General features: G+C 68.0%; 17 protein-coding genes. 5 read left to right on the top strand and 12 right to left on the bottom strand.

What is annotated here, in order from left to right; genetic code table 11:
* Nucleotide 1: 1 nt before the first annotated feature.
* Genes pdeM through AC5P9N_RS19335 form a run of 4 tightly spaced genes read right to left on the bottom strand, consistent with a single transcriptional unit; the run spans nt 2 to nt 5,691 of the window.
* On the bottom strand, nt 2-643 hold the full coding sequence (pdeM, locus tag AC5P9N_RS19350; RefSeq protein WP_012480965.1) for a ligase-associated DNA damage response endonuclease PdeM: 642 nt from the start codon (nt 641-643) through the stop codon (nt 2-4).
* A complete protein-coding gene (locus AC5P9N_RS19345; RefSeq protein WP_065183432.1) occupies nt 633-3,092 on the bottom strand; it encodes a ligase-associated DNA damage response DEXH box helicase in 2,460 nt (819 codons plus the stop codon). The genes pdeM and AC5P9N_RS19345 overlap by 11 nt, the downstream gene beginning before the upstream one ends.
* On the bottom strand, nt 3,089-4,696 hold the full coding sequence (locus AC5P9N_RS19340; protein WP_099484530.1) for an ATP-dependent DNA ligase: 1,608 nt from the start codon (nt 4,694-4,696) through the stop codon (nt 3,089-3,091). The genes AC5P9N_RS19345 and AC5P9N_RS19340 overlap by 4 nt, the downstream gene beginning before the upstream one ends.
* Entirely contained in the window at nt 4,693-5,691 is a 999-nt protein-coding gene (locus AC5P9N_RS19335; protein WP_005414211.1) for a ligase-associated DNA damage response exonuclease, read from the bottom strand. Before AC5P9N_RS19335 ends, AC5P9N_RS19340 begins: the two co-directional genes overlap by 4 nt.
* 113 nt (nt 5,692-5,804) lie before the next feature.
* On the opposite strand from AC5P9N_RS19335, the gene AC5P9N_RS19330 reads away from it, so the two are divergent.
* Entirely contained in the window at nt 5,805-7,442 is a 1,638-nt protein-coding gene (locus AC5P9N_RS19330) for an acyl-CoA dehydrogenase family protein (RefSeq protein WP_099484529.1), read from the top strand.
* A gap of 236 nt (nt 7,443-7,678) precedes the next feature.
* Here the strand turns inward: AC5P9N_RS19330 and AC5P9N_RS19325 are convergent, their stop codons facing one another.
* The 3 genes from AC5P9N_RS19325 to AC5P9N_RS19315 form a co-directional block, all read right to left on the bottom strand.
* Nucleotides 7,679-8,089 carry a hypothetical protein gene (locus AC5P9N_RS19325; RefSeq protein ID WP_005410582.1) on the bottom strand — a complete coding sequence of 137 codons (411 nt, stop codon included), beginning with the start codon at nt 8,087-8,089 and terminating at the stop codon, nt 7,679-7,681.
* A gap of 157 nt (nt 8,090-8,246) precedes the next feature.
* A complete protein-coding gene (locus AC5P9N_RS19320) occupies nt 8,247-8,588 on the bottom strand; it encodes a hypothetical protein (RefSeq protein ID WP_005410581.1) in 342 nt (113 codons plus the stop codon).
* 124 nt (nt 8,589-8,712) lie between these two features.
* Entirely contained in the window at nt 8,713-9,888 is a 1,176-nt protein-coding gene (locus tag AC5P9N_RS19315; RefSeq protein ID WP_005410580.1) for a thiolase family protein, read from the bottom strand.
* 183 nt (nt 9,889-10,071) lie between these two features.
* Between AC5P9N_RS19315 and AC5P9N_RS19310 the strand changes: the two genes are divergently transcribed.
* Entirely contained in the window at nt 10,072-12,918 is a 2,847-nt protein-coding gene (locus AC5P9N_RS19310; protein ID WP_012480961.1) for an autotransporter serine protease, read from the top strand.
* A 45-nt stretch (nt 12,919-12,963) separates the two neighbouring features.
* Here the strand turns inward: AC5P9N_RS19310 and AC5P9N_RS19305 are convergent, their stop codons facing one another.
* Nucleotides 12,964-14,061, bottom strand: a complete 1,098-nt coding sequence (locus AC5P9N_RS19305) for a Glu/Leu/Phe/Val dehydrogenase dimerization domain-containing protein (protein WP_005410578.1) — start codon at nt 14,059-14,061, stop codon at nt 12,964-12,966.
* Between the two features lie 279 nt (nt 14,062-14,340).
* Here AC5P9N_RS19305 and AC5P9N_RS19300 point away from each other — a divergent pair, with 279 nt between their 5' ends.
* Nucleotides 14,341-15,417 carry an HDOD domain-containing protein gene (locus AC5P9N_RS19300; RefSeq protein WP_049396637.1) on the top strand — a complete coding sequence of 359 codons (1,077 nt, stop codon included), beginning with the start codon at nt 14,341-14,343 and terminating at the stop codon, nt 15,415-15,417.
* Between the two features lie 3 nt (nt 15,418-15,420).
* On the opposite strand, the gene AC5P9N_RS19295 is transcribed toward AC5P9N_RS19300, so the two are convergent.
* The 3 genes from AC5P9N_RS19295 to AC5P9N_RS19285 form a co-directional block, all read right to left on the bottom strand.
* Nucleotides 15,421-17,013, bottom strand: a complete 1,593-nt coding sequence (locus AC5P9N_RS19295) for a phospholipase D family protein (protein WP_012480959.1) — start codon at nt 17,011-17,013, stop codon at nt 15,421-15,423.
* Between the two features lie 130 nt (nt 17,014-17,143).
* Nucleotides 17,144-17,842, bottom strand: a complete 699-nt coding sequence (locus AC5P9N_RS19290; RefSeq protein ID WP_012480958.1) for an RNA pseudouridine synthase — start codon at nt 17,840-17,842, stop codon at nt 17,144-17,146.
* A 47-nt stretch (nt 17,843-17,889) separates the two neighbouring features.
* Nucleotides 17,890-18,390, bottom strand: coding sequence for a M48 metallopeptidase family protein (locus AC5P9N_RS19285; RefSeq protein ID WP_005414217.1), 501 nt, complete (start codon nt 18,388-18,390; stop codon nt 17,890-17,892).
* Between the two features lie 62 nt (nt 18,391-18,452).
* On the opposite strand from AC5P9N_RS19285, the gene AC5P9N_RS19280 reads away from it, so the two are divergent.
* Complete coding sequence (locus AC5P9N_RS19280; protein ID WP_012480957.1) at nt 18,453-19,010, top strand: DUF2058 domain-containing protein; 558 nt, start codon at nt 18,453-18,455, stop codon at nt 19,008-19,010.
* Between the two features lie 170 nt (nt 19,011-19,180).
* Nucleotides 19,181-19,447: a DksA/TraR family C4-type zinc finger protein gene (locus AC5P9N_RS19275; RefSeq protein WP_012480956.1), complete on the top strand. Its 267-nt coding sequence runs from the start codon at nt 19,181-19,183 to the stop codon at nt 19,445-19,447.
* A 158-nt stretch (nt 19,448-19,605) separates the two neighbouring features.
* On the opposite strand, the gene AC5P9N_RS19270 is transcribed toward AC5P9N_RS19275, so the two are convergent.
* A partial coding sequence (locus AC5P9N_RS19270) for an IS3 family transposase (RefSeq protein WP_495223871.1) occupies nt 19,606-19,708 on the bottom strand: 103 nt, incomplete at its 5' end.

Raw genomic sequence — 19,708 nt, 5'->3', positions numbered from 1 at the left:
GTCAGGCGACGGGCAGTTCCACCAGTCCGCTTTCCACGCAGGCGATCATCTGTTCGCCGCGGGCGGGGGCAGGCACGATGCCTGCAGTGAATGCGGAGAAGGCCGGCAGGACCGTCATCCGGTCACGCAGCCAGAACGCGGGGAAGCGCCGTCGCAGTGGCCTCAAGGCAACCTGCGGGTGCAGATGCCCGGCGATCACATGCAGCGCCGCATCGGGCATCGGCTCATGCCGAAGCAGGAACGGCCGCAGTCGTACTTCATCGTGGATCTGGACCTGCAACTGCGCATGCGGCAGCTGGCGGTCGTGATTACCGCGCAGGACATGCACGTCCAGCGAAGCATTGCGTTCACGCCATCCCAGCCATTGCTGGTACCACGCAGCGCGATGCGCCGGCCCATGCAGGATGTCGCCCAGGATCCACAGCTCGCGGCAGGCATGCAGGTCCAGAAGCCGCTGCAAGCGTTGCAGGTCTTCGCCGGTGCCGCCGCTGGGCAACGCGATGCCGGCGCGACGGAACACATCGGCCTTGCCCAGGTGGAGGTCTGCGATCAGCAGTGCCTGCCGCGCGGGCCAGTACAGCGCACGCGCGCCCACCAGGACCACGGACTCACCAGCAAGCAGCAGCGGCAATTCATCGGTCATGGCGGCGCTCCAGTTGCTGGGCCGCGCGCTGCACGCGCATACGCCAGTCTTCATTGCTGAACTGACCGCGCAGGCGTTCGGCCCACAATGGAAAGCCCAGCGGCGTGAGTGATGACGGTCGCTGCAGCGACAGCTGCTGCGTGCCGATCCGCTCCAGTACCTGCTGCACCCCCGGCAGGTCGAGGCTGTCATACAGCACTTCATGTTCCGCCAGCGCCAGCAGCAGGTGTTCCGGATCGTGCTCGCGCAGCACGTCGTACAGCAGGCCCGCGGACGCCTGCAGCTGGCGCAGCGACCGTGGCATGCCACCGGGCAGGCTGGGCACCAGCAGGCCTGCTACGCGTGCGATGCCCCGGAACTGACGTCGCGCCAGCTCGCCCAAGTTCACTGCCTCGCGCAGATCGGCCAGCAACCGGTCATTGCCGAACAACGCACGCCATTGCGCCTCATCCAGATCGATCGGCCGCGCCGGCGCCAGCACCAGGCCATGATCGTTCACCGCATAGCCAATGCTGTTGCGTTGCTGGCGGGTGCAGCGCAGCGCCAACAGCGCGGCCAGTGCCTCGTGTACGTGGCGGCCGGCAAAGGGGTAGACGAACATGAACTGGCCTTCGCGGCGCCGCACCTCTTCCACCAGCAGGTGCTCTGGGCCGGGAAGCGCCGACAGCTGTTGCTGCAGTGCCAGCAACGGTGACAACCAGCGGGATTCGGCACTGTCGTCGGCGCCGGACAGCACCCACTCCAGCTCACGGCCGAGTGGCATCGACAGCGGCAACTGGCCTCCCTGCCAGCGCGGCACCACACCATCACCGCGCCCTCGTGCCAGCCGCACGAAAGCGGTCATGTCGCGCAGCTGCACCAGTTCCAGCAGGCGCCCGGCGAACTGGAAACGGTCGCCGCGACGCAGGCGGCTGGCGAACTGCTCCTCCACTGCACCAAGCCCGCCACCGCGCAGGAACTGCACGCGCACGCTGCCATCGCTGCTGATGGTGCCGATCGACAGGCGGTGCCGCAGCGCCTGGCGGCGATCGTGCATGCGGTAGCTGCCATCGGCATCGCGCACGACCTTGTGGAAATCGGGGTACTGCGCCAGCGCCTGCCCACCCTGCACGATGAAGTCCAGCACGGCCCGCCATTGTTCATCGCCCAGCGTGGCGAAGGCATGGGTGCGACGCACCTGCGCCAGCAGCGCATCACTGTCAAAGCCGCCAGCGAGGGCGCGGCTGACCGCATGCTGTGCCAGCACGTCCAGTGACAACGTCGGCGGTCGACGCGCTTCGACCACGCCTTCGTGCAGTGCGCGGCGCACCGCTGCATATTCGGCCAGTTCCAGTGCGTGGCTGGGTATGCAGACGATGGCCCCCTTGGCGCCGGGACGATGGCGTGCGCGCCCGGCGCGCTGGCGCAGCCGCGCCACGCCCTTGGGGCTGCCCAGCTGCAGTACCTGTTCAACCTCCGGGAAATCCACGCCGAGGTCGAGGCTGGAGGTCGCCACCACGCAGCGCAACGCGCCTGCGCGCAGGCCGTCTTCCACCTGCTGCCGCAGTGCTGGATCCAGCGAGCCATGATGCAGTGCCAGCGTGTCCGCGTCTTCCGGCCATACCGCCGCCAGCGCCTGGTGCCACAGCTCGGCCTGCGCGCGGGTGTTGGTGAACAGCAGGCTGCTGCGTACGGCCATCAGTGCGTCCAGCACGCGCGGCAGCTGCGCCAGGCCGAGATGCCCCGCCCAAGGGAAACGTTCACCGGGCTCCGGCAGCAGGCTGCGCACGCTGATCGCGCGCGGACGAACGCCCTGTACGATCGGTGCATCCTGTTGGCCAGGCAGCAGCACGTCGCGGGCCTGCGGCAGGTTGCCCAGCGTGGCCGACAGTCCCCAAAGCTGCAGGGAAGGAGCGGCGTCTCGCAGCACCGCCAGGTTCAGCTGCAGCAGGACGCCGCGCTTGTTGCCCAGCAGTTCATGCCATTCGTCCACCACCACGCAGCGCAGCTGGCGCATGCGTGGCAGTGTGTCGGGATAGCTCAGCAGCAGTGCCAGCGATTCCGGCGTGGTCACCAGTACGTCGACGCGGCCTTCGCGGGCCTGCCGGCGCTCGCGGTTGCTGGCATCGCCGCTGCGAAGGCCGACCCGCCAGCCCAAGCCCAGCCCGTCGACCACTGCCTGCAGTGCACGTGCGGTATCACTGGCCAATGCCCGCAGCGGCGTCACCCACAGCACCTGCAGCGGCCGCACCGCGCTGGCCCGGCGCGGTGCCGACGGTGGATCGAGCATCGCCTGCAGCAGCGGGCCGCCGAACATGGCCAGCGTCTTGCCGCTGCCGGTGGGGGTGTGCAGCAGCCCGGAGTCGCCTGCCAGATAGTGCCGCCACATCGCGCGCTGGAACGGCAGTGAGCGCCAGCCGCGCGCAGCGAACCAGTCTTCCAGCCGGCGCAACGCCTGGCGGCGGTTCATCGCGCCAGCGCCTGCAGCGTGGCCAGCTGATCGGCTTCGGCGGCGGGCTTGTCGTGGCGCCAGCGCAGGATGCGGGGAAAGCGCACGGCGATGCCGGATTTGTGCCGGCTGCTGCGGTTGACTGCCTCGAAGCCCAGTTCAAACACCTGTTCGGCACGCACGCTGCGCACCGGGCCAAACCGTTCACGGGTGTTGGCGCGGATCCAGCGATCGAGGGCCAGGATTTCCTTGTCATCCAGGCCCGAATAGGCCTTGGCCACCGGCACCAGCGTATCGCCGTCCCAGACGCCGAAGGTGTAATCGGTGTACAGCGTGCTGCGCCGTCCATGGCCGGCCTGCGCGTACAGCAGCACGGCATCAATGGTCAGGGGGTCGACCTTCCATTTCCACCAGTCGCCGCGCCGTCGCCCTGACTGGTAGGCGGACGTCCGGCGTTTCAGCATCAACCCTTCGACGCCCCGCTCACGGGCGGCCTCCCGCAACGTGGCCGCCTGCAGCCAGTCTCCAGCGGGTACGTCGGGCGACAGCTGGATGCGTGTGTCGCCCAGGGCACCGATGACCTCGGCCAACTGTGCACGCCGTTGCTGCAGTGGCAGCCCGCGCAGATCCTCGCCATCGCGTTCAAGCAGGTCGTAGGCAAGCACGCGTACCGGGGTGTTGCGCAAGGTCGCTGCACCGGGCTTGCGACGCTGGATGCGGGTCTGCAGCGCGGTGAAGGCGCGCGGCAGGTCGTCGCTCTCGTCCCAGGCCAGCAGTTCTCCGTCCAGCACGCAGCCGTCGGGCAGCGCCATCGCGGCCTGTTCAATTTCCGGGAAGCGGCCATCCAGCCGTTCCTCGCCACGTGACCACAGCGCCACTTCACCGCGTCGGCGCAGCAGCTGCAGACGGATTCCATCCCATTTCCACTCCAGCAGCCAGTCTTCGACCGGACCCAGCCGTTCGCCCGGTTCGCCCTCCAGCGGTGAGGCCAGGAAGAACGGGTACGGCTGCTGCCGGTCCAGTGGCAGTTCATCCGGCGACAGCAGCTGCCCCAGCAACCCGGGAGAGGGCACCCACTCGCCGAGCATGCGCTGGGCGATGCGCGCGATGTCCAGGCCGGACCATTCTGCCAGCGCCTGCTGCACCAGCCGTTGCGAGACACCCACGCGCAGCGCGCCGGTGAGCAGCTTGTTGAACACCAGGCGCTCGCCGCTCCGCAGCTGCCGCCAGCCGGCGACGACCGCCGCACGGCGCACCACTTCGGGCTGGTTGGCCACCGCCAGCAGATGCTGTTCGATCCAGTCCGACAACGGCCGGTCGGCGGCGGGATGCAAGGGGTCATCCAGCAGCAGTGTCAGTGTTTCGGCCAGATCGCCGACCTGAGCGTAGCTGTCTTCCACCAGCCAGGCGGGCAGTCCGGATTCCTCGGCAATCCAGCTGCGCAGCTCACCACTGGCGGCGATCCTGCGGCGTGCGCCGCCGACCTTGCCGCCGCTGAGCAGGTACAGCGCCCACGCCGCATCGTGCGCCGCTGCGTGGCGGAAGTAGTCGACCAGTGCGGCGCGCTTGTCCAGCGTCGCAGTACTGCGGTCCAGGCGCTGGTAGAGCGCGGCGAACGCCTTCATTCCTCGCTCCCGAAGTCGGTGCGAAAGGCTTCAGCCGCCACGCCGCGCTCGCGCAGGAACGGAATCAATGCATCGGTATTGCCATGGGTGGCGATGACCCGCTGCGCGCCGGTCTGTTCGATGGTCTGCAGCAGCGCGGGCCAATCAGCGTGATCGGAAATGACGAAGCCCCGGTCGACGTTGCGGCGCCGCCGGTTGCCGCGCAGCTGCATCCACCCCGAGGCGAACCCCAGTTGATGCGGCCCGAAGCGGCGCATCCACGGCGTGCCTGCGGCCGAGGGTGGGGCCAGGATCAACTGGCCGGCGGCATCGGGTTGACGCCCCTGTTCGGCGACGGTGAGCGTCTCCAGCATCGGGATGTTGGCCTGCCGGTAGACCGACACGCCATTGGCGATGGCGCCGTGCAGCCACGCGGGGCGGTCGTCCAGTGGCAACAACTCGGCCAGCACCCGCTGCGCCTTGCCGAGTGCATAGCACAGCAGGATCGCCGCTTCGCCACGTTGTTCGCATTCGCGGCGCCACGCCACGATCTCTGCGGCGACCGCCGGGGTGTCCGGCCAGCGATAGATCGGCAGCGCGAACGTCGCTTCGGTGATGAACGTATCGCAGGGCACCACTTCGAAGGGCGTGCAGGTCGGGTCGGGTTGGCGCTTGTAGTCGCCGGACGCCACCCACACCCGTTCACCATCGTCGATGCGCACCTGCGACGAACCGAGCACATGACCGGCCGGATGCAGCGATACCTGCACCCGGCCCAAGCGGAACGGCACCCCCTCGGCGTGCGCCTGCACGCCAACATCGCCCAGCCGCCAGCGCAGGATCGGCAGGCTTCCTTCGCTGCAGTGGTATTCGCCCATGCCCGGGCGCGCGTGGTCGCCGTGGCCATGGGTGATGACCGCGCGCGGCACCGGGCGCCAGGGATCGATGTGGAAATCTCCCGCGGCGCAGTACAGCCCCTCCGGACGCAGCACCACCAGATCGTCATTGCCTTCCATGCGGCCACTGTGGCCTGCGCTTCGTGCAGGCGGTGAGAACCGGCCTGAACACGGGCTTGGCGGGGCATGCGGCACAATCGGACCGCATACCTCTTGCCGCCAGGATGGACCGGATGAGTGGACCCAGCTTCAGCAGCAACGCGCCGTTTGAAACCCATGTGGTGCTGAACCAGCCGCCACCGTTCGCGGGCCGCCAGCTGTGGACCGACGATGTGGCGTTGGCGGAGGCGGTGCATCGCGAGGGTGCCGGTGCCTTAGCGCCACGCCTGGCCGTGTACGGGGCCCTGGCCGGCGACGAGTTGTACCGGCTTGGCTTCGATGCCAACCGTGATCGCCCGCGGCTGCGTACGCACGATGCGCAGGGCCACCGCATTGATACGGTCGAGTTCCACCCTGCGTACCACCAGCTGATGTCCGCAGCGAAGCAGCATGGCGTGGCGGGTTTGTCCTGGCACGAGCCGCAGCCCGGCGCACACGTCGCGCGTGCGGCGCTGAGCTACCTGCACCACCAGGCCGAAGCCGGCACCAGTTGCCCCTTGACCATGACCCATGCGGCGGTGGCAGTGTTGCAGTCGCAGCCGCACCTGGCCGAATGGGCGCGCAAGGCCGCCGCGCCGGTCTATGACCCGCGCGACGTGCCGGTGGCGGACAAAAACGGCATCACGCTGGGCATGGGCATGACCGAGAAGCAGGGCGGCTCGGATGTACGTGCGAACAGCACGCGCGCCGAGCCGATCGATGGCGAACGTTACCGCCTGGTCGGCCACAAGTGGTTCTTTTCCGCGCCGATGTGCGATGGCTTCCTGGTGCTGGCGCAGGCGCCGGGCGGGCTGACCTGCCTGCTGATGCCGCGCCGGCTGGCCGATGGCGACCGCAATGCATTCAGGCTGATGCGGCTGAAGGACAAGCTGGGTGACTGGTCCAATGCGTCCAGCGAGGTCGAGTTCTGTGGCGCGCAGGCATGGCGCGTGGGCGAAGAAGGGCGTGGCGTGGCGACCATCATCGGGATGGTGATGATGACCCGCCTGGACTGCATGCTGGGTGCGGCCGCGGAGATGCGCATGGCGCTGGCGCAGGCGCTGCATCATGCACGCCATCGGCGCACCTTCGGCAAGCTGCTGGTGGAGCACTCGCTGATGACCAACGTGCTGGCTGATCTGGCGCTGGAGTCGGAAGCGGCCACGGTGTTGGCGATGCGCATCGCACGCGCGGTGGATCGTGCCGGTGTGGATGCCAATGAAGCGGCGATGGCGCGGTTGGGGACGGCGCTGGGCAAGTACTGGCTGTGCAAGCGTGCGCCGGCCTTCGTCAATGAAGCGCAGGAATGCCTGGGCGGTGCCGGCTACGTGGAGGAGTCGATGCTGCCCCGCCTGTACCGGCAGGCACCGTTGAATTCGATCTGGGAGGGCAGCGGCAACATCCAGTGCCTGGATGTGCTGCGTGCGCTGGCGCGTGAACCGGAGGCGATGGCGGCGTTGCGCGGTGAGCTGGCGTCGGTGGCTGACCGTGATGCGCGCTATGCAGCAGCATTGCAGCGTTGGGCAGCGGCGCCGCCACCGGAGGAAGCGCAGGCGCGGCTGTTCTGCGAGCGCACTGCGCTGCTGCTGCAGGCGGCGCTGCTGCTGCGTGCGCGCAGTCCGATGGCGGAGGCGTTCGTGCGTAGCCGGCTGGAAGGGGAGCATGGGCTGGCGTTCGGGACGCTGCCGGCGGGGCCGGAGCTGACGGCGATGCTGGCGCGCGCGCTGCCGTAGCGGCGGCCCACGCCGGCTCTCGACACCTACGCTGACAGATTTTCATCAGATAAGGCTCGGGCGCGCCATCCATGGCGCTTACGCCCCTGCGCAACCTGCCCGCGCGTCCTTGGACACTTTCCGTGGGCGCACACCACGGAATCAACAGAAGAAGCAGGGAGCGAAAAGCAGAAAAGCCGCGGCAGTGCCGCGGCTTTTCCTGTGGAGCCGAGCCGGTGCTCGGCTGCCGGTAAGGCTTAGTGCTTGGCTTCTTCCTTGGCGGCGTTGGCCTTGGCGTCATTGGCGACATCGCGGGCCTTGTCGGCGACCTTCTGCGCGGCGTCGGCGGTGGCGTCGCTGGCGTGCGCGGCGGCGTCGGTTGCGGCGTCCTTGGCCTTGTCGGCGGCGTTGGCAGTGGCGTCTGCGGCCTTGTCCAGCGCCTGCTGGGTATCGGCGGCGGCCTGCTCGGAAGCGGCGGCGGTCTTGTCGGCGGCTTCGCGGGTGGCGGCAGCAGCCTTGTCGACGGCGTCGCGGGCGGCAGCGCCGGCGCTGTCGGCCGCCTGCTGCGCGTCCTGCTTGGCCTGTTCGGCTTCCGGGCCCTTGCAGGCGGCCAGGGCCAGCAGCAGGGAGGCGGCCAGCAGGGTGGTGGTGATCGGACGAATCTTCATGGCGGTCTCCGGCACTGCAATGGATGGGGACGCCAGCCTATTCATGCCGTTGTGAAGACCGGGTCGCGATGCAGGGGCTTGATCGCCGGCATCCACGCAAAGAAAAAGCCGCTGGCGAACCAGCGGCTTTTCCAGAACAGCGTGAAGAAAGAAGTTATTACTTCTTGGCTTCTTCAGCAGCGTCCTTGGCCTTCTCAGCGGTGCCTTCAGCAGCCTTGGCAGCGTCAGCAGCAGCGCCGGCAGCAGCGTCGGTGGCAGCACCGGCGGTCTGGGCAGCGGCGTCGGTGGCGGCGTCAGCAGCGGTGGCGGCGGTGTCAGCGGCCTGCTGGGCAGCGTCGGCGGTCTGGGCGCCAGCAGCGGCGGCCTGGTCGGCAGCAGCCTGGGCTTCGGTGGCGGCTTCGTTGGCCGAAGCAGCGGCGTCCTGGGCAGCTTCCTGCTTCGAGCAGGCGGCCAGGGCCAGAGCCAGGGACATCGCGACCAGCAGCTTGTTGATGCTCATTGTGTAAATCCTCGTCGTTAGAATTAGGCAACGCGCATGCTGCGCGCCGACAACATGATGACAAGCCAAGATTGGGTGTCAAGCGATCCCGCATTCATTTTTGCGAAATCATCGTTAAATCTTTTTAAATCAATTCGATGGCGATTGCCGTTGCTTCGCCGCCGCCGATGCAGAGGGTGGCAATGCCGCGCTTGCCACCACGCGTGCGCAGAGCGTTGACCAGGGTCACCACAAGACGTGCGCCGGAAGCACCGATGGGGTGACCCAGTGCGCAGGCGCCGCCATTCACGTTGAGCTTGTCGTGAGGGATGCCCAGTTCGCGCATCGGGGCCATCGCCACCACGGCAAAGGCTTCGTTGATTTCGAACAGATCGACCTGGTCCAGCGACCAGCCGGTCTTGCCCAGCAGCTTGTGCAGCGCACCGATCGGCGCGGTGGTGAACCACTCCGGCTCCTGCGAGTGGGTGGCGTGGCCGACGATACGGGCCAGCGGCGTGATGCCTCGCGCGGCGGCGTCCTCTTCGGTCAGCAGCACCACCGCGGCGGCGCCGTCGGAGATGCTGGAGGAACTGGCGGCGGTGACGCTGCCGTCCTTCTTGAAGGCCGGGCGCAGGGTCGGGATCTTGGCGATGTCCGAGCGCCCCGGCTGCTCGTCGATGGCGACCTCGACCTCACCCTTGCGGGTGGCTACCTTCACCGCGACGATCTCGTCGGCGAACGCACCATTGGCCTGGGCAGCCTGCGCGCGCTTGACCGACTCGATCGCATAGGCGTCCTGCTCTTCGCGGCTGAACTGGTACTTGTCCACCGCGCACTCGGCGAATTCGCCCATGGCCTTGCCGTCATAGGCGTTGACCAGGCCATCGTGGGCCATGTGGTCGACCGCCTGGAAGTTGCCGAAACGGTTGCCGGTACGGGAGTTCGGCAGCATGTGCGGGGCGTTGGACATCGATTCCATGCCGCCGGCGACCACGATGCTGGCCGAGCCGGCCTTGATCAGGTCATGGCCGAGCATGATGGTCTTCATGCCCGAGCCGCACACCTTGTTCAGCGTGGTGGCACCGGCCGACAGCGGGATGCCGGCGGCGATCGCCGCCTGGCGGGCGGGCGCCTGGCCGAGGTTGGCCGGCAGCACGCAGCCCATCAGGACTTCGGAAACGTCGCTGGCCGGGACACCCGATTGTTCCAGCGCGGCGGCGATGGCTGCGGCGCCGAGGGTCGGGGTCGGCACGCCGTTGAACTGGCCGAGGAAGGAGCCGATGGCGGTGCGCTTGGCGGCGGCGATGACGATGTTGGACATGGCAATCTCGTTGATGCGTAAGCAATGTTCGGAAAGGAGACCGGAGGCCGTTGGATGCGCCCCGGTTTCCCGGCAGACTGCGTGGGGGTCGGCCCAAGTATAGAGGGTCGGGGAGGGCTGCCGCTGTGCGGCGCCGAACGCCTGCCGGGATGAAGGCAGGCCAACGTTCACGGGAAGGAATCGATGGAGCGAACGATGATGGTGAGGTCTGTGCTGGCAACCGCGCTGGCGATGGCGCTGACGGCCTGTGGTGGAGGCGGCGGAGGCGGCAGCAACGTGCGCGTCGACCCGCCCCCGACCACGCCGACACCTCCAACCACGCCTCCGCCGACGACACCACCGCCGGCCAAGCCGCAGGAGCCGGCCTTTGACGCGCATCTTTCAGTCACCAACGCGCGTGCCGCACAGGCCGCCGGCCTGACCGGGCAGGGCGTGCGCATCGGCATCGTCGATTCGGGCGTGCAGCGCAACGCGGTGGCCTTGAATGGTCGCGTGCTGGCCAACTTCAATTACATCGATCCCGCCAGGAACAACCTGGCGGTTGATGACGTGGTCGGGCATGGCACCGCCGTGGCCAGCCTCGCCGCCGGCGCAGCAGTGGGGACCTGGCCGGGCGGTATCGCGCCAGGCGCCCAGATCGTCTCGGCAAGAATCATTTCCGACAAGCCGCCGACCGACGACGGCAGTGGCCAGGGCAATGCCTTCAGTGGGCCGCTGGGCGTGGCCCAGGTCCACCAGGACCTGATCAGCTACAACGTGAAGGTGATGAACAACTCGTGGGGCGGCCTGTACTGGACCGATCTGCCGACCACCGCGCAGGTAGCCGCCGAATACCGGCCGTTCGTGATCAACCACGGTGGCCTGGTGGTGTTCGCCGCCGGCAATGACGGCCGCAGCGAGCCGAGCAGCCTGGCCGCGCTGCCCAGCCAGAAGGGCGTGGCAGGCACGCTTCCGGCGGCCGATCTGGAGCGCGGCTGGCTGGTGGCCACGGCGGTGGACCCGTTTACGCCGGGCGCGCTGGCCAGCTATTCGAATGCCTGCGGCCAGGCGGCCCGCTACTGCCTGGCAGCGCCGGGCAGCGCGGTCTACCCGGATGCCAACGGTGGCAGCTACTACTGGAACTACGGCACCTCGTTCGCCGCGCCGCTGGTCTCCGGTGCGGCGGCGCTGGTCTGGCAGCGCTTCCCCTACTTCAACAACGATCTGGTGAGGCAGACCCTGCTGGGCACTGCCAAGGACATCGGTGCGCCTGGCGTGGATCCGGTGTTCGGCTATGGCCTGCTCGACATCGGTCGCGCGATCAACGGTCCCGGCCGCTTCGACTGGGGCGATGTGGTTGCCAACGTTGATGCCGGCTCGACCAACTCGATGTGGAGCAACGACATCACCGGCAGCGGTGGCCTGGTCAAGCAGGGCGGAGGCAAGCTGGTACTGGCCGGCAACAACAGCTATTCCGGCGCCACCCGCATCGAGCGCGGCATCCTGACGCTGCAGAACGGTGGCGTGATCCGTTCAAATGTGACGATCCTCGCCCAGCCCGACCCGGACTCCACCGGTCTGCAGTTCAACGGTGGCACGCCGCGGGTGATCGGCAATGTGGTCAACGGCGGCAGCGTGTTCCTCACCACCGGCAACACCACCGGCACCATCGAGGGCAACTACACCCAGCAGCCCGGCGCGCAGCTGATGATCGCGCTCGGTGCCAACGCACTTCAGGTCACCGGCAACGCAACGATCAATGGCGGTGTGCGTGTGCACGGCTTTGTCTCCGGCTATGTGCCGCAGAACGGAACGCGCCAGGACCTCATCCACGCCGCGGGTGGCCTGAACGGTACCTTCAGTACCCAAGCCACTTCCACCGGCCTGCAGGGGCTGACCCTGGTGGCACCCACGTATGGCTACGACAGCAACAACGCCTGGTTGAACGTGAACCAGGTCAGCGTCACCGCCGCAGCCAGTGGCCTGAGCGCCTCCGCACAGGCCGCAGCGCAGCGCCTGGAAGGCGCATTCGCAGTGCTCGACGGCAACACCGGCCTGCAGGGATCGCCCTTCGGTACGGCAGCCGGTGCGCTGCAGTGGGCCGGAGGCGGCCAGCAGGGCCTGGCCGACAGCCTGCAGAGCCTGTCCGGCCAGGCGCATGCCCGCGCCGAGGCTGCCACCTTCGACAGCATCGACATGTCGCGGCGTGCGATTGCCGAGCGCTTCGATCGTGTACAGGCCACCCCGCGCCTGCGCGGGAGCTGGCAGAGCGCGCTGGGTGAGGCGGGGCAGGGCAGCTTCGCCGGCAACGCCGCCGACAGCCGGGGCTGGATGGCCGGCCAGGATCTGCCGCTGGGCGGCAACGGCCTGATGGGCGTCGCCTTCGGCGAGACCCGCAGCAATGGTGGCAGCAGTTTCGGCGGTGATCGCGGCCGTGACCGCCAGGCGCAGGCGCAGTTGTACGCTGGCTGGAGCCTGGGGCGTGGCTATGCGCTGGCCCAGTTCGGCAGTGGCCAGTTCACCCGCGCGCTGGATCGCCAGCTGCTGCTGGGTGCGGGCGCCTACGGTGTCTCGGCGCGTTACGGCGGGCGTTTCAGCAGCGCCAGCGTGGAAGGCGGATATCGCCTGGGCCGCGCAGGCGCTTCGTTGACGCCCTACCTCGGTGCCAGCACCACGCGTGTCGATACCGATGCGTTCAATGAGCTGGGCGGTTTCGGCTTCGGCCTGCGGGGTGATGCCACCCGCGCGCAGCGCAGCCAGATGCTGGCCGGCGTCCGCGGCGAGCGGGGCTGGGGGCGTTGGAACCTGCGCGGACACGCCGAGTGGCAGCAGCGGCTGGACGGCGGTGACGCCGATTGGCAGGCCAGTTTTGTCGGCGTGGATGCCTGGGCGCCGCTGGCAGGCTGGAATGCGCCGCGCGGCAGCGCGCTGATCGGCGTCGCGCTGGAATCGTGGTGGGGCCGCAATGGCCGCTTGAGCCTGGGCTTCGACCAGCGTATCGGTGGCGAGGGCGCGCGGCAGGCTGCGTTGCGCTACAGCACCGGGTTCTGAGCAATCGGTCGCGCCGGGAAGGCTCCCGGCGCGACGTCTGCAGCCTCAGCCGCCGCGCAGGTTGCCCAGGCGAGGAGTGCTGCGGCCCAGCGGCATCTTCAGCTTGCCGATCGACAGGATGCGGCTTTCCGCAATACGATCGGCCGCCCGCTGCGGCGCGATGTTCTCGCGCTGCGACAGTTCGAAGATGCGGGTGAGGTTGTGGTAGATGCTGCGGATCAGGCGCATCGCGCGTTCGCGGTTGTAGCCGTCGATCTCCAGCGACACGTTCATCACACCGCCGGCGTTGACGGCGTAGTCCGGGGCGTAGAGGATGCCGCGCGCATGCAGTTCGTCGCCGATCTCCAGGCTCGACAGCTGGTTGTTGGCAGTGCCGCAGATGATCTTGGCCTTGATCCGCGGCAGCGTGTCGGCGTTGATCGCGCCTTCCAGCGCACACGGTGCGAACACATCGGCGTTCACTTCGTGGATCTCGTCCGGCTTGACCGCCTCGGCGCCGAAATCGCTGACTGCACGATCAACCAGCGCACTGTCCAGGTCGGTGACATACAGCTTGGCGCCGCGGTCACGCAGCAGTTTCACCAGTTCCATGCCGATGTGGCCCAGGCCCTGCACCGCGATGCTGGTCTTGCCTACTTCCTCATGGCCGAACTTGAAGCGCATCGACGCCATCAGTGCCTGCAGTGCGCCGTAGGCCGTGAAAGGCGCCGGATCGCCGGAGCCACCATGGACCTGGTGCACGCCGGTCACGAACTGGCTCTCCAGGTAGATGTTCTCCATGTCGTTGACGTCGGTGCCAACGTCCTCGGCGGTGATGTAGCGGCCGCCCAGCGAATCGACGTAGCGGCCGAAGGCGCGGAACAGTACCTCGGTCTTGTCCGTCTTCGGATCGCCGATGATCACCGCCTTGCCGCCGCCCACGTTGAGCCCGGCCAGCGCATTCTTGTAGGTCATCGTCCGGCTCAGCCGCAGCACATCGGCCAGCGCCTCGTCGGTGCTGGCGTAAGGGCGCATGCGCACGCCGCCCAGGGCGGGGCCCAGGGTGGTGTTGTGGATGGCGATGATCGCCTTCAGGCCGGCATCGTGGTTGTGGCAGAACACCACTTGTTCGTGGCCGGTGGTGGCGAGGGTTTCGAATAGCATGGCGTCTCCGATGGCGCGAACAGCGGCGAACTGCAGCGAACGGCCAGTGAACGGTAGGGTCCCAAAAACAAAAAAAGCGACGTCGTCAGTGCAGGGGGACGGGTCGCGCGGCGCCATTCTAGTCCATTCCCCCGGTCGCTGCCGTCGACATCGGCGCCCTTCCGGTTAAAGAAGATGAAAGTGCGGCCGATGCTGCGACGACGGCGGGTGGCCGGATTCGCGTGAAGAGGCAGGGCGGTCAGTGACGGCAAGGGCACCACAACGACAGGGCAGGCGGCGATGACGCCGGCCTGGTGGCGATCGCTGCGCGGCTGGCTGGCGCGCTCGACCGGGGCGGCTCCGTTGCGCCTGGCGGCCGTATCGCGACAGGCGGTCGCTGCTGCCGCAGCCAGCCTTCAGGGCGAGGCGCTGCAGGCCGGTGAGATCGCCGCCCACCTGCAGCGCGGCCTGCATGCACTTGCCCTGTACCCACGGCTGGCCGGCGAGCCTGCCCCCGTGCAGGATCCGGCACTGGGCGAAGCGGTGGCGCGCGCGCTGCAGGACCGTGACTGGGCCGCCCGGCACCTGCCGCGGCGCCCGCAACTGCTGCCGCAGCTGATCCAGACCGTCAACGACGATGCCGCCTCGGCACGGGTGATGGCGGCGATCATCGGCCAGGACCCGGTGCTGACCGGAAATCTGCTGCGCATCGCCAACAGCCCGGCCTACAAGGTGCATGAGCGGCCGGTGGAAAGCCTGCAGCGTGCGGTGACCCTGGTCGGTACCGAGGGCGTGCGCCAGATCATCAGCGCGGTGCTGGTGCAGCCGGTGATGCAGGTGCAGTGCGGCATGTTTCCGCAGTTCAGCACGGTCATCTGGGAGCACGCACTGCTGGCTTCGCGTGCGGCCGCCGATCATGCGCGCACGGTCACCTTCGGTGATGCCTTCGCTGCGCAGTGGCTGGGCCTGGTGCAGGGGCTGGGGTCAGCGCTGGTGATGCGCCAGTTGCTGCAGGAAGCGCAGGCACGCGACGAAACCGTGGAGCCGGCGCTGGCCCTGCAACTGCTCCAGCAATGGTCGTTGCCGCTGGCACAACGCGTGGCTGCAGCCTGGGAGCTGCCCGAGCCCGTGCACCAGGCACTGGCGCCGGAGGCCGATGGCCCACTCGCCGACAGCCTGCGTCTGGCCAGCGCTGCGGCGGCAGCCAGCCTGCTGTGCCGGCATGGACATGCCAGCCAGAGCCGCATGCTGGCCCTGCTCGAACAGTTGCCTTCAGCGCCGCCGCATGCCCTGCGTTGGATCTGGCGGCGCCTGCATGGACGCAGCGTGGAAACACGTGATGAGGCCGGACAGGAAGAGGCGGGTCCAACACCCTGAGCGCTACAGCTGCGATTCGACCGGCAGCCAGCTGATCACCCGCGACAACCAGCGTTTGCGCGCCGTTGCCCCCGGCTCCGCCTCCACCCAGTGCGGTGGCGGTTCGCGCTCCAGCCAGCGCAACCGGCGACGGTCATCCAGCGCCAGCCACCAGCTGTGCCTGGGATCAGCCAGGCGCAGGTACTCGTCCCGCAGCTGTGCGCCCAGCACCGGATCGTCGAACAGCACGCCCATCTCGGTGTTCAGATAGGCCGAGCGCGGGTCGAGGTTGAACGAACCGACAAAACCGCGGCGGTCATCGACCAGGAACGCCTTGGTATGCAGGCTGGCGCCGCTGCTGCCGAACACGCCGGCATCGCCGGGCTGCCCTTGTGCCTTCAGTTCGTAAAGGTGGACGCCGGCTTCGAGCAACGGCACGCGGTAGTCCATGTAGCCACCATGTACGGCGGCGACGTCATTGGCGGCCAGTGAGTTGGTGACCACGCCGACCTGCACGCCCCGCCCGGACATGGCCGAAAAGCCATCCAGGCCCTCGTTGCCGGGAACGAAGTAGGGCGAGATCAACAGGGCCTTGCGCCTGGCGGCCTGCAGCTCGCTGATCAGGGTCGACACCAGCCAGGCAGCGCGATCGTCCTTGCGGTGCTTCATCGGCGGGTCGGACACGATGCGCACTGCACCGCTCCAGCGCAGCGGCTCGGGGCTCGGGCGCTGCCGCTTGCGTGATTCGGCCACGCGCGCCAGGTACGGCCGGGCCACGTCCCGCTGCGCCTCATGGTCCGATTCGCGCACCAGCAGGCGCAGCTGTGCGTCGGTATGGAAGGCAAGCGCGGATACCGGAATGGCGGTTTCGCTGTTCCAGTAGTCGTCGAAGATGCGGTTGGCCTGCTCCACGGCGGGGCCGGCGACCAGCAGGTCCAGATCCTGGAAGTTCACATCGGTGCGCGCGCTGAAATACTCCTCGCCGATGTTGCGGCCACCGACGATCGCGACGCGGCCATCGGCGATCCAGCTCTTGTTGTGCATGCGGTGGTTCACGCTGAAGAAGCGCTGCACCATCTCCACCATGCGCAGGATGCCGGTCCGGTTGCGGAACGGGTTGTACAGGCGGATCTCGATGTTCGGATGCGCATCGAGCGCCATCATCAGCGCGTCCTTGTCCTTGGCATTCATGTCATCAAGCAGGATGCGCACGCGCACGCCGCGCTCGGCGGCGTCATACAGCGCCTTGGCCATCAGGTGGCCGATCAGGTCGTCGTGCCAGATGTAGTACTGCAGGTCCAGGCTGCGGCCTGCGTGCGTGGTGATCATCGCGCGTGCGGCGAAGGCATCCATGCCATCACTGAGGAAGGCCACGCCGGACTGGCCGGGATGGGCCTCCTGCAATGGCACGATCTGCTGGTCGATGCGGGTCTGCGCCGGCTGCAGTGGCAGCACATGCGAAGGCGTGCCCCGTGCCTGCGGCGTGAGGTGGTCGGCCAGCAGCAGGCCGGACAGCACCAGCAGCACCAGCACGGCGAGGATGATCGCAGCAACACGCAGCAGGCGTCGCCACAGCGGCTTGGGCAGGCTCATGCCCCGATGGTAGAGCCACGCCATGCGTGAAGGAATGCCTGCAGGATCGACAGGGGGTCAGAGCCCTTGCCTTCGGCACGGGATCCCACCCCGAGGGGGCGTCACCGATGGGGTCGGATCCCATTCCACAGGAAAGGGCTCTGACCCGCACACCTCAGAACCGCTCGTCGCTGCCCAGGTAGCGCCACTGCCCCGGCGGCAGCGGCCCCAGCGCCACGCGTCCGATACGCAGGCGGCGCACCCCGGTCACCTGCAGCCCGGCGGCTGTCACCGCTGCACGCAGGCCCTTGGCGGTAAGCCCCTTGCCGGCAAAGCGCAGGCGTTGTTCGCTCTGCCAGCTGACCTTGCCGCCGCCGGCCTCCTGCTGCAAACGCGCCATCAGCCATGGCCCACGCTCCGGGCCGCCCTCGGCCACTTCGATCAGGTATTCCTGTTCGGTGCGGCCAAGATTGCGCTGCAGATGGGCCAGCGTGGCCGGATCCTGGCTGACCACCACCAGGCCGCTGTCGCTGGCCGGAAGCGAGGCGGCCAGCTGCAGGCCATGGAAGTGACGCTGCAGCGGACGGATGTCGCTGGCATCGAGTTCGCTGCGGCTGTCACTGCTGACCAGCGCACACAGGGTCTCAGCGGCAACGCCGGCCGGCTTGTTCAACAGCATGCTGACCCGCTCGGCCTTTTCATCGCTGGCCTGCTCGGCCACAACGATCACCGCTCTGTCATCGACCGGGCGCTGCGGCTGCTCCACCACGTCGCCGTTGACCGTGACCCAGCCGCCTTCGATGTAGCGTCGCGCTTCGCCGCGCGGGATGCCGAGCAGGGCGGACAGGCGTTTGTCGAGACGGATCGGTTCCATGGCGGCAAGGTCGGGCAGGGGGCGCGCAGTGTAGCTGCTGCGGCCGGTCAGCGCTGGCCGCGGTTGGCCAGCTCGGTCAGGTACAGGCGGGTATCGAACTCCAGCTGCAGGTACTCCGGCTCCATGTGCTGGCACAGCTGGTAGAAGGCCTTGTTGTGGTCGGCTTCCTTCAGGTGGGCCAGCTCATGTACCACGATCATGCGCAGGAACGCTGCTGGTGCCTGGCGGAACACGGTGGCGATGCGGATCTCGCGGCTGGCCTTGAGGCGGCCGCCGTGCACGCGGGAAATGGCGGTATGAGTGCCCAGCGCGTGCTTGATCACTTCCAGCGTGTTGTCGTAGCAGACCTTGTTGAGCGGCACCGACTTGCGCAGGTAGCGGTCCTTCAGCTCCTGGGTGTAGTCGTACAGCTGGCGGTCGCTGCGCACTTCATGCGGGTCGGGGTAGCGCTGCTGCAGCCAGGGGCCGAGCTTGCCCTGCGCCAGCAGTTCGCTGACCTGGGCGACCAGGGGTTCGGGATAGCCGGTGAGGTACTTCAGGACTGCCATGCAGGGGCGGCGGGGCGTCGGTAGAATGGGGCATCCAAGATTACACGCGGTACGCACCGACCATGGCAAAGCCCAACGCGCTGCAGGAACAATTGCTCAAGGCCGGCCTGGCCAAGAAGTCGCAGGCCAGCGCCGCCGCGCGCGAGCAGGCCAAGGCCCGGCAGGGCAAGGCCGAATCGACCTCGGCCGACGTCCAGCGCGAGGCTGAACGGGCCCGTGCCGAGAAGGTCGAGCGCGACCGCGCGCTGGCCGCCGAGCGCAATGCGCAGGCCAGGCAGGCTGAACAGAAGGCGCAGGCGAAGCAGATCATCGCGGCCCATGCCGTGCCCCACAAGGGCGATGACGAGTACCGCTTCAGCGATGGCACGGCGATCCGCACCCTGCTGATCGACCCCAAGCTGCGCAAGGCGCTGTCGGTGGGTGTGCTGGTCATCGTTGCCCACGGCGACGGTTACGCCGTGTTGCCGCGTGCTGCGGCGGAAAAGGTGCGCGAACGCGCCCCGGAAGCGATCATCGTCGACCACGGCCAGCCGGGCTCGACCGCTGAGATATCCACCGGCAATGCCGAGGACGACGCCTACTACGCCCAGTTCCAGGTGCCCGACGACCTGGTCTGGTAAGCGAAAAGGGGACGGAGGGGATTAAGTCGCGATCGACCTGATTGAAGCCCTCCACGCTCTGCTCAGATTGCTGAAGATCAGCCGGGCATGGCTCGGCTCAACACAGGTCTGCTCCTTTGTGCGCGGGTGTATCGTCCCCATATCAGGCGACACACCTGCGGAGGATGGCCATGGCCACCGGTTGGGCGGGAGACGGCGCGGTCCAGGACCAGATCGACGCCACCGTCGACGATGCGATTGCCCGCGCGCGGCGCCAGCTGCGGCAGGGCCCTGGTCTGGAACACTGTGAGGAATGCGACGCACCGATTCCGTTGGCGCGGCGCCGGGCCGTGCCTGGGGTACGGCTGTGCGTGGCGTGCCAGCAGGCGCATGACGACGAAGAGCAGGCGCATGCCGGGTACAACCGGCGTGGCAGCAAGGACAGCCAGCTGAGGTAAAGGTTGTTCGGCAGGGCTGCGCCCTGCACCCGCCGAAGCCTTCAAGCCAAGGCAACAGCAACAGCAAAAGCTGGCATTCCGTGGGTTGGCAGGGCGATGTCGGAGTGCGGGGACGCCGTGAACCCGTCCATGAAGTGACCCCCGAGACTTGGACGGGGTCAGGCGGCCGATTGGGCCCGCTCCCGGTACTCTACCGGGCTCAGACCTTTCAGTTTCAGTTTGATGCGCTCCTGGTTGTAGTACTGGATGTATTCCACCAGC

This window comes from Stenotrophomonas sp. YJH_SMC_6 (assembly GCF_059371335.1).
The sequence above is the reverse complement of the archived record's forward strand: the minus strand, read 5'-3'. Positions and strand labels throughout refer to the sequence as shown.

Coding starts and splice junctions, on each gene's coding strand:
- AC5P9N_RS19275 (WP_012480956.1), top strand. CDS start 19,181: ATGGCCACCGGTTGGGCGGGAGACGGCGCGGTCCAGGACCAGATCGAC.
- AC5P9N_RS19285 (WP_005414217.1), bottom strand. CDS start 18,390: ATGGCAGTCCTGAAGTACCTCACCGGCTATCCCGAACCCCTGGTCGCC.
- AC5P9N_RS19345 (WP_065183432.1), bottom strand. CDS start 3,092: ATGAACCGCCGCCAGGCGTTGCGCCGGCTGGAAGACTGGTTCGCTGCG.
- AC5P9N_RS19290 (WP_012480958.1), bottom strand. CDS start 17,842: ATGGAACCGATCCGTCTCGACAAACGCCTGTCCGCCCTGCTCGGCATC.
- AC5P9N_RS19315 (WP_005410580.1), bottom strand. CDS start 9,888: ATGTCCAACATCGTCATCGCCGCCGCCAAGCGCACCGCCATCGGCTCC.
- AC5P9N_RS19295 (WP_012480959.1), bottom strand. CDS start 17,013: ATGGCGTGGCTCTACCATCGGGGCATGAGCCTGCCCAAGCCGCTGTGG.
- AC5P9N_RS19320 (WP_005410581.1), bottom strand. CDS start 8,588: ATGAGCATCAACAAGCTGCTGGTCGCGATGTCCCTGGCTCTGGCCCTG.
- AC5P9N_RS19330 (WP_099484529.1), top strand. CDS start 5,805: ATGAGTGGACCCAGCTTCAGCAGCAACGCGCCGTTTGAAACCCATGTG.
- AC5P9N_RS19310 (WP_012480961.1), top strand. CDS start 10,072: ATGGAGCGAACGATGATGGTGAGGTCTGTGCTGGCAACCGCGCTGGCG.
- AC5P9N_RS19335 (WP_005414211.1), bottom strand. CDS start 5,691: ATGGAAGGCAATGACGATCTGGTGGTGCTGCGTCCGGAGGGGCTGTAC.
- AC5P9N_RS19325 (WP_005410582.1), bottom strand. CDS start 8,089: ATGAAGATTCGTCCGATCACCACCACCCTGCTGGCCGCCTCCCTGCTG.
- AC5P9N_RS19300 (WP_049396637.1), top strand. CDS start 14,341: ATGACGCCGGCCTGGTGGCGATCGCTGCGCGGCTGGCTGGCGCGCTCG.
- AC5P9N_RS19305 (WP_005410578.1), bottom strand. CDS start 14,061: ATGCTATTCGAAACCCTCGCCACCACCGGCCACGAACAAGTGGTGTTC.
- AC5P9N_RS19340 (WP_099484530.1), bottom strand. CDS start 4,696: ATGAAGGCGTTCGCCGCGCTCTACCAGCGCCTGGACCGCAGTACTGCG.
- pdeM (WP_012480965.1), bottom strand. CDS start 643: ATGACCGATGAATTGCCGCTGCTGCTTGCTGGTGAGTCCGTGGTCCTG.
- AC5P9N_RS19280 (WP_012480957.1), top strand. CDS start 18,453: ATGGCAAAGCCCAACGCGCTGCAGGAACAATTGCTCAAGGCCGGCCTG.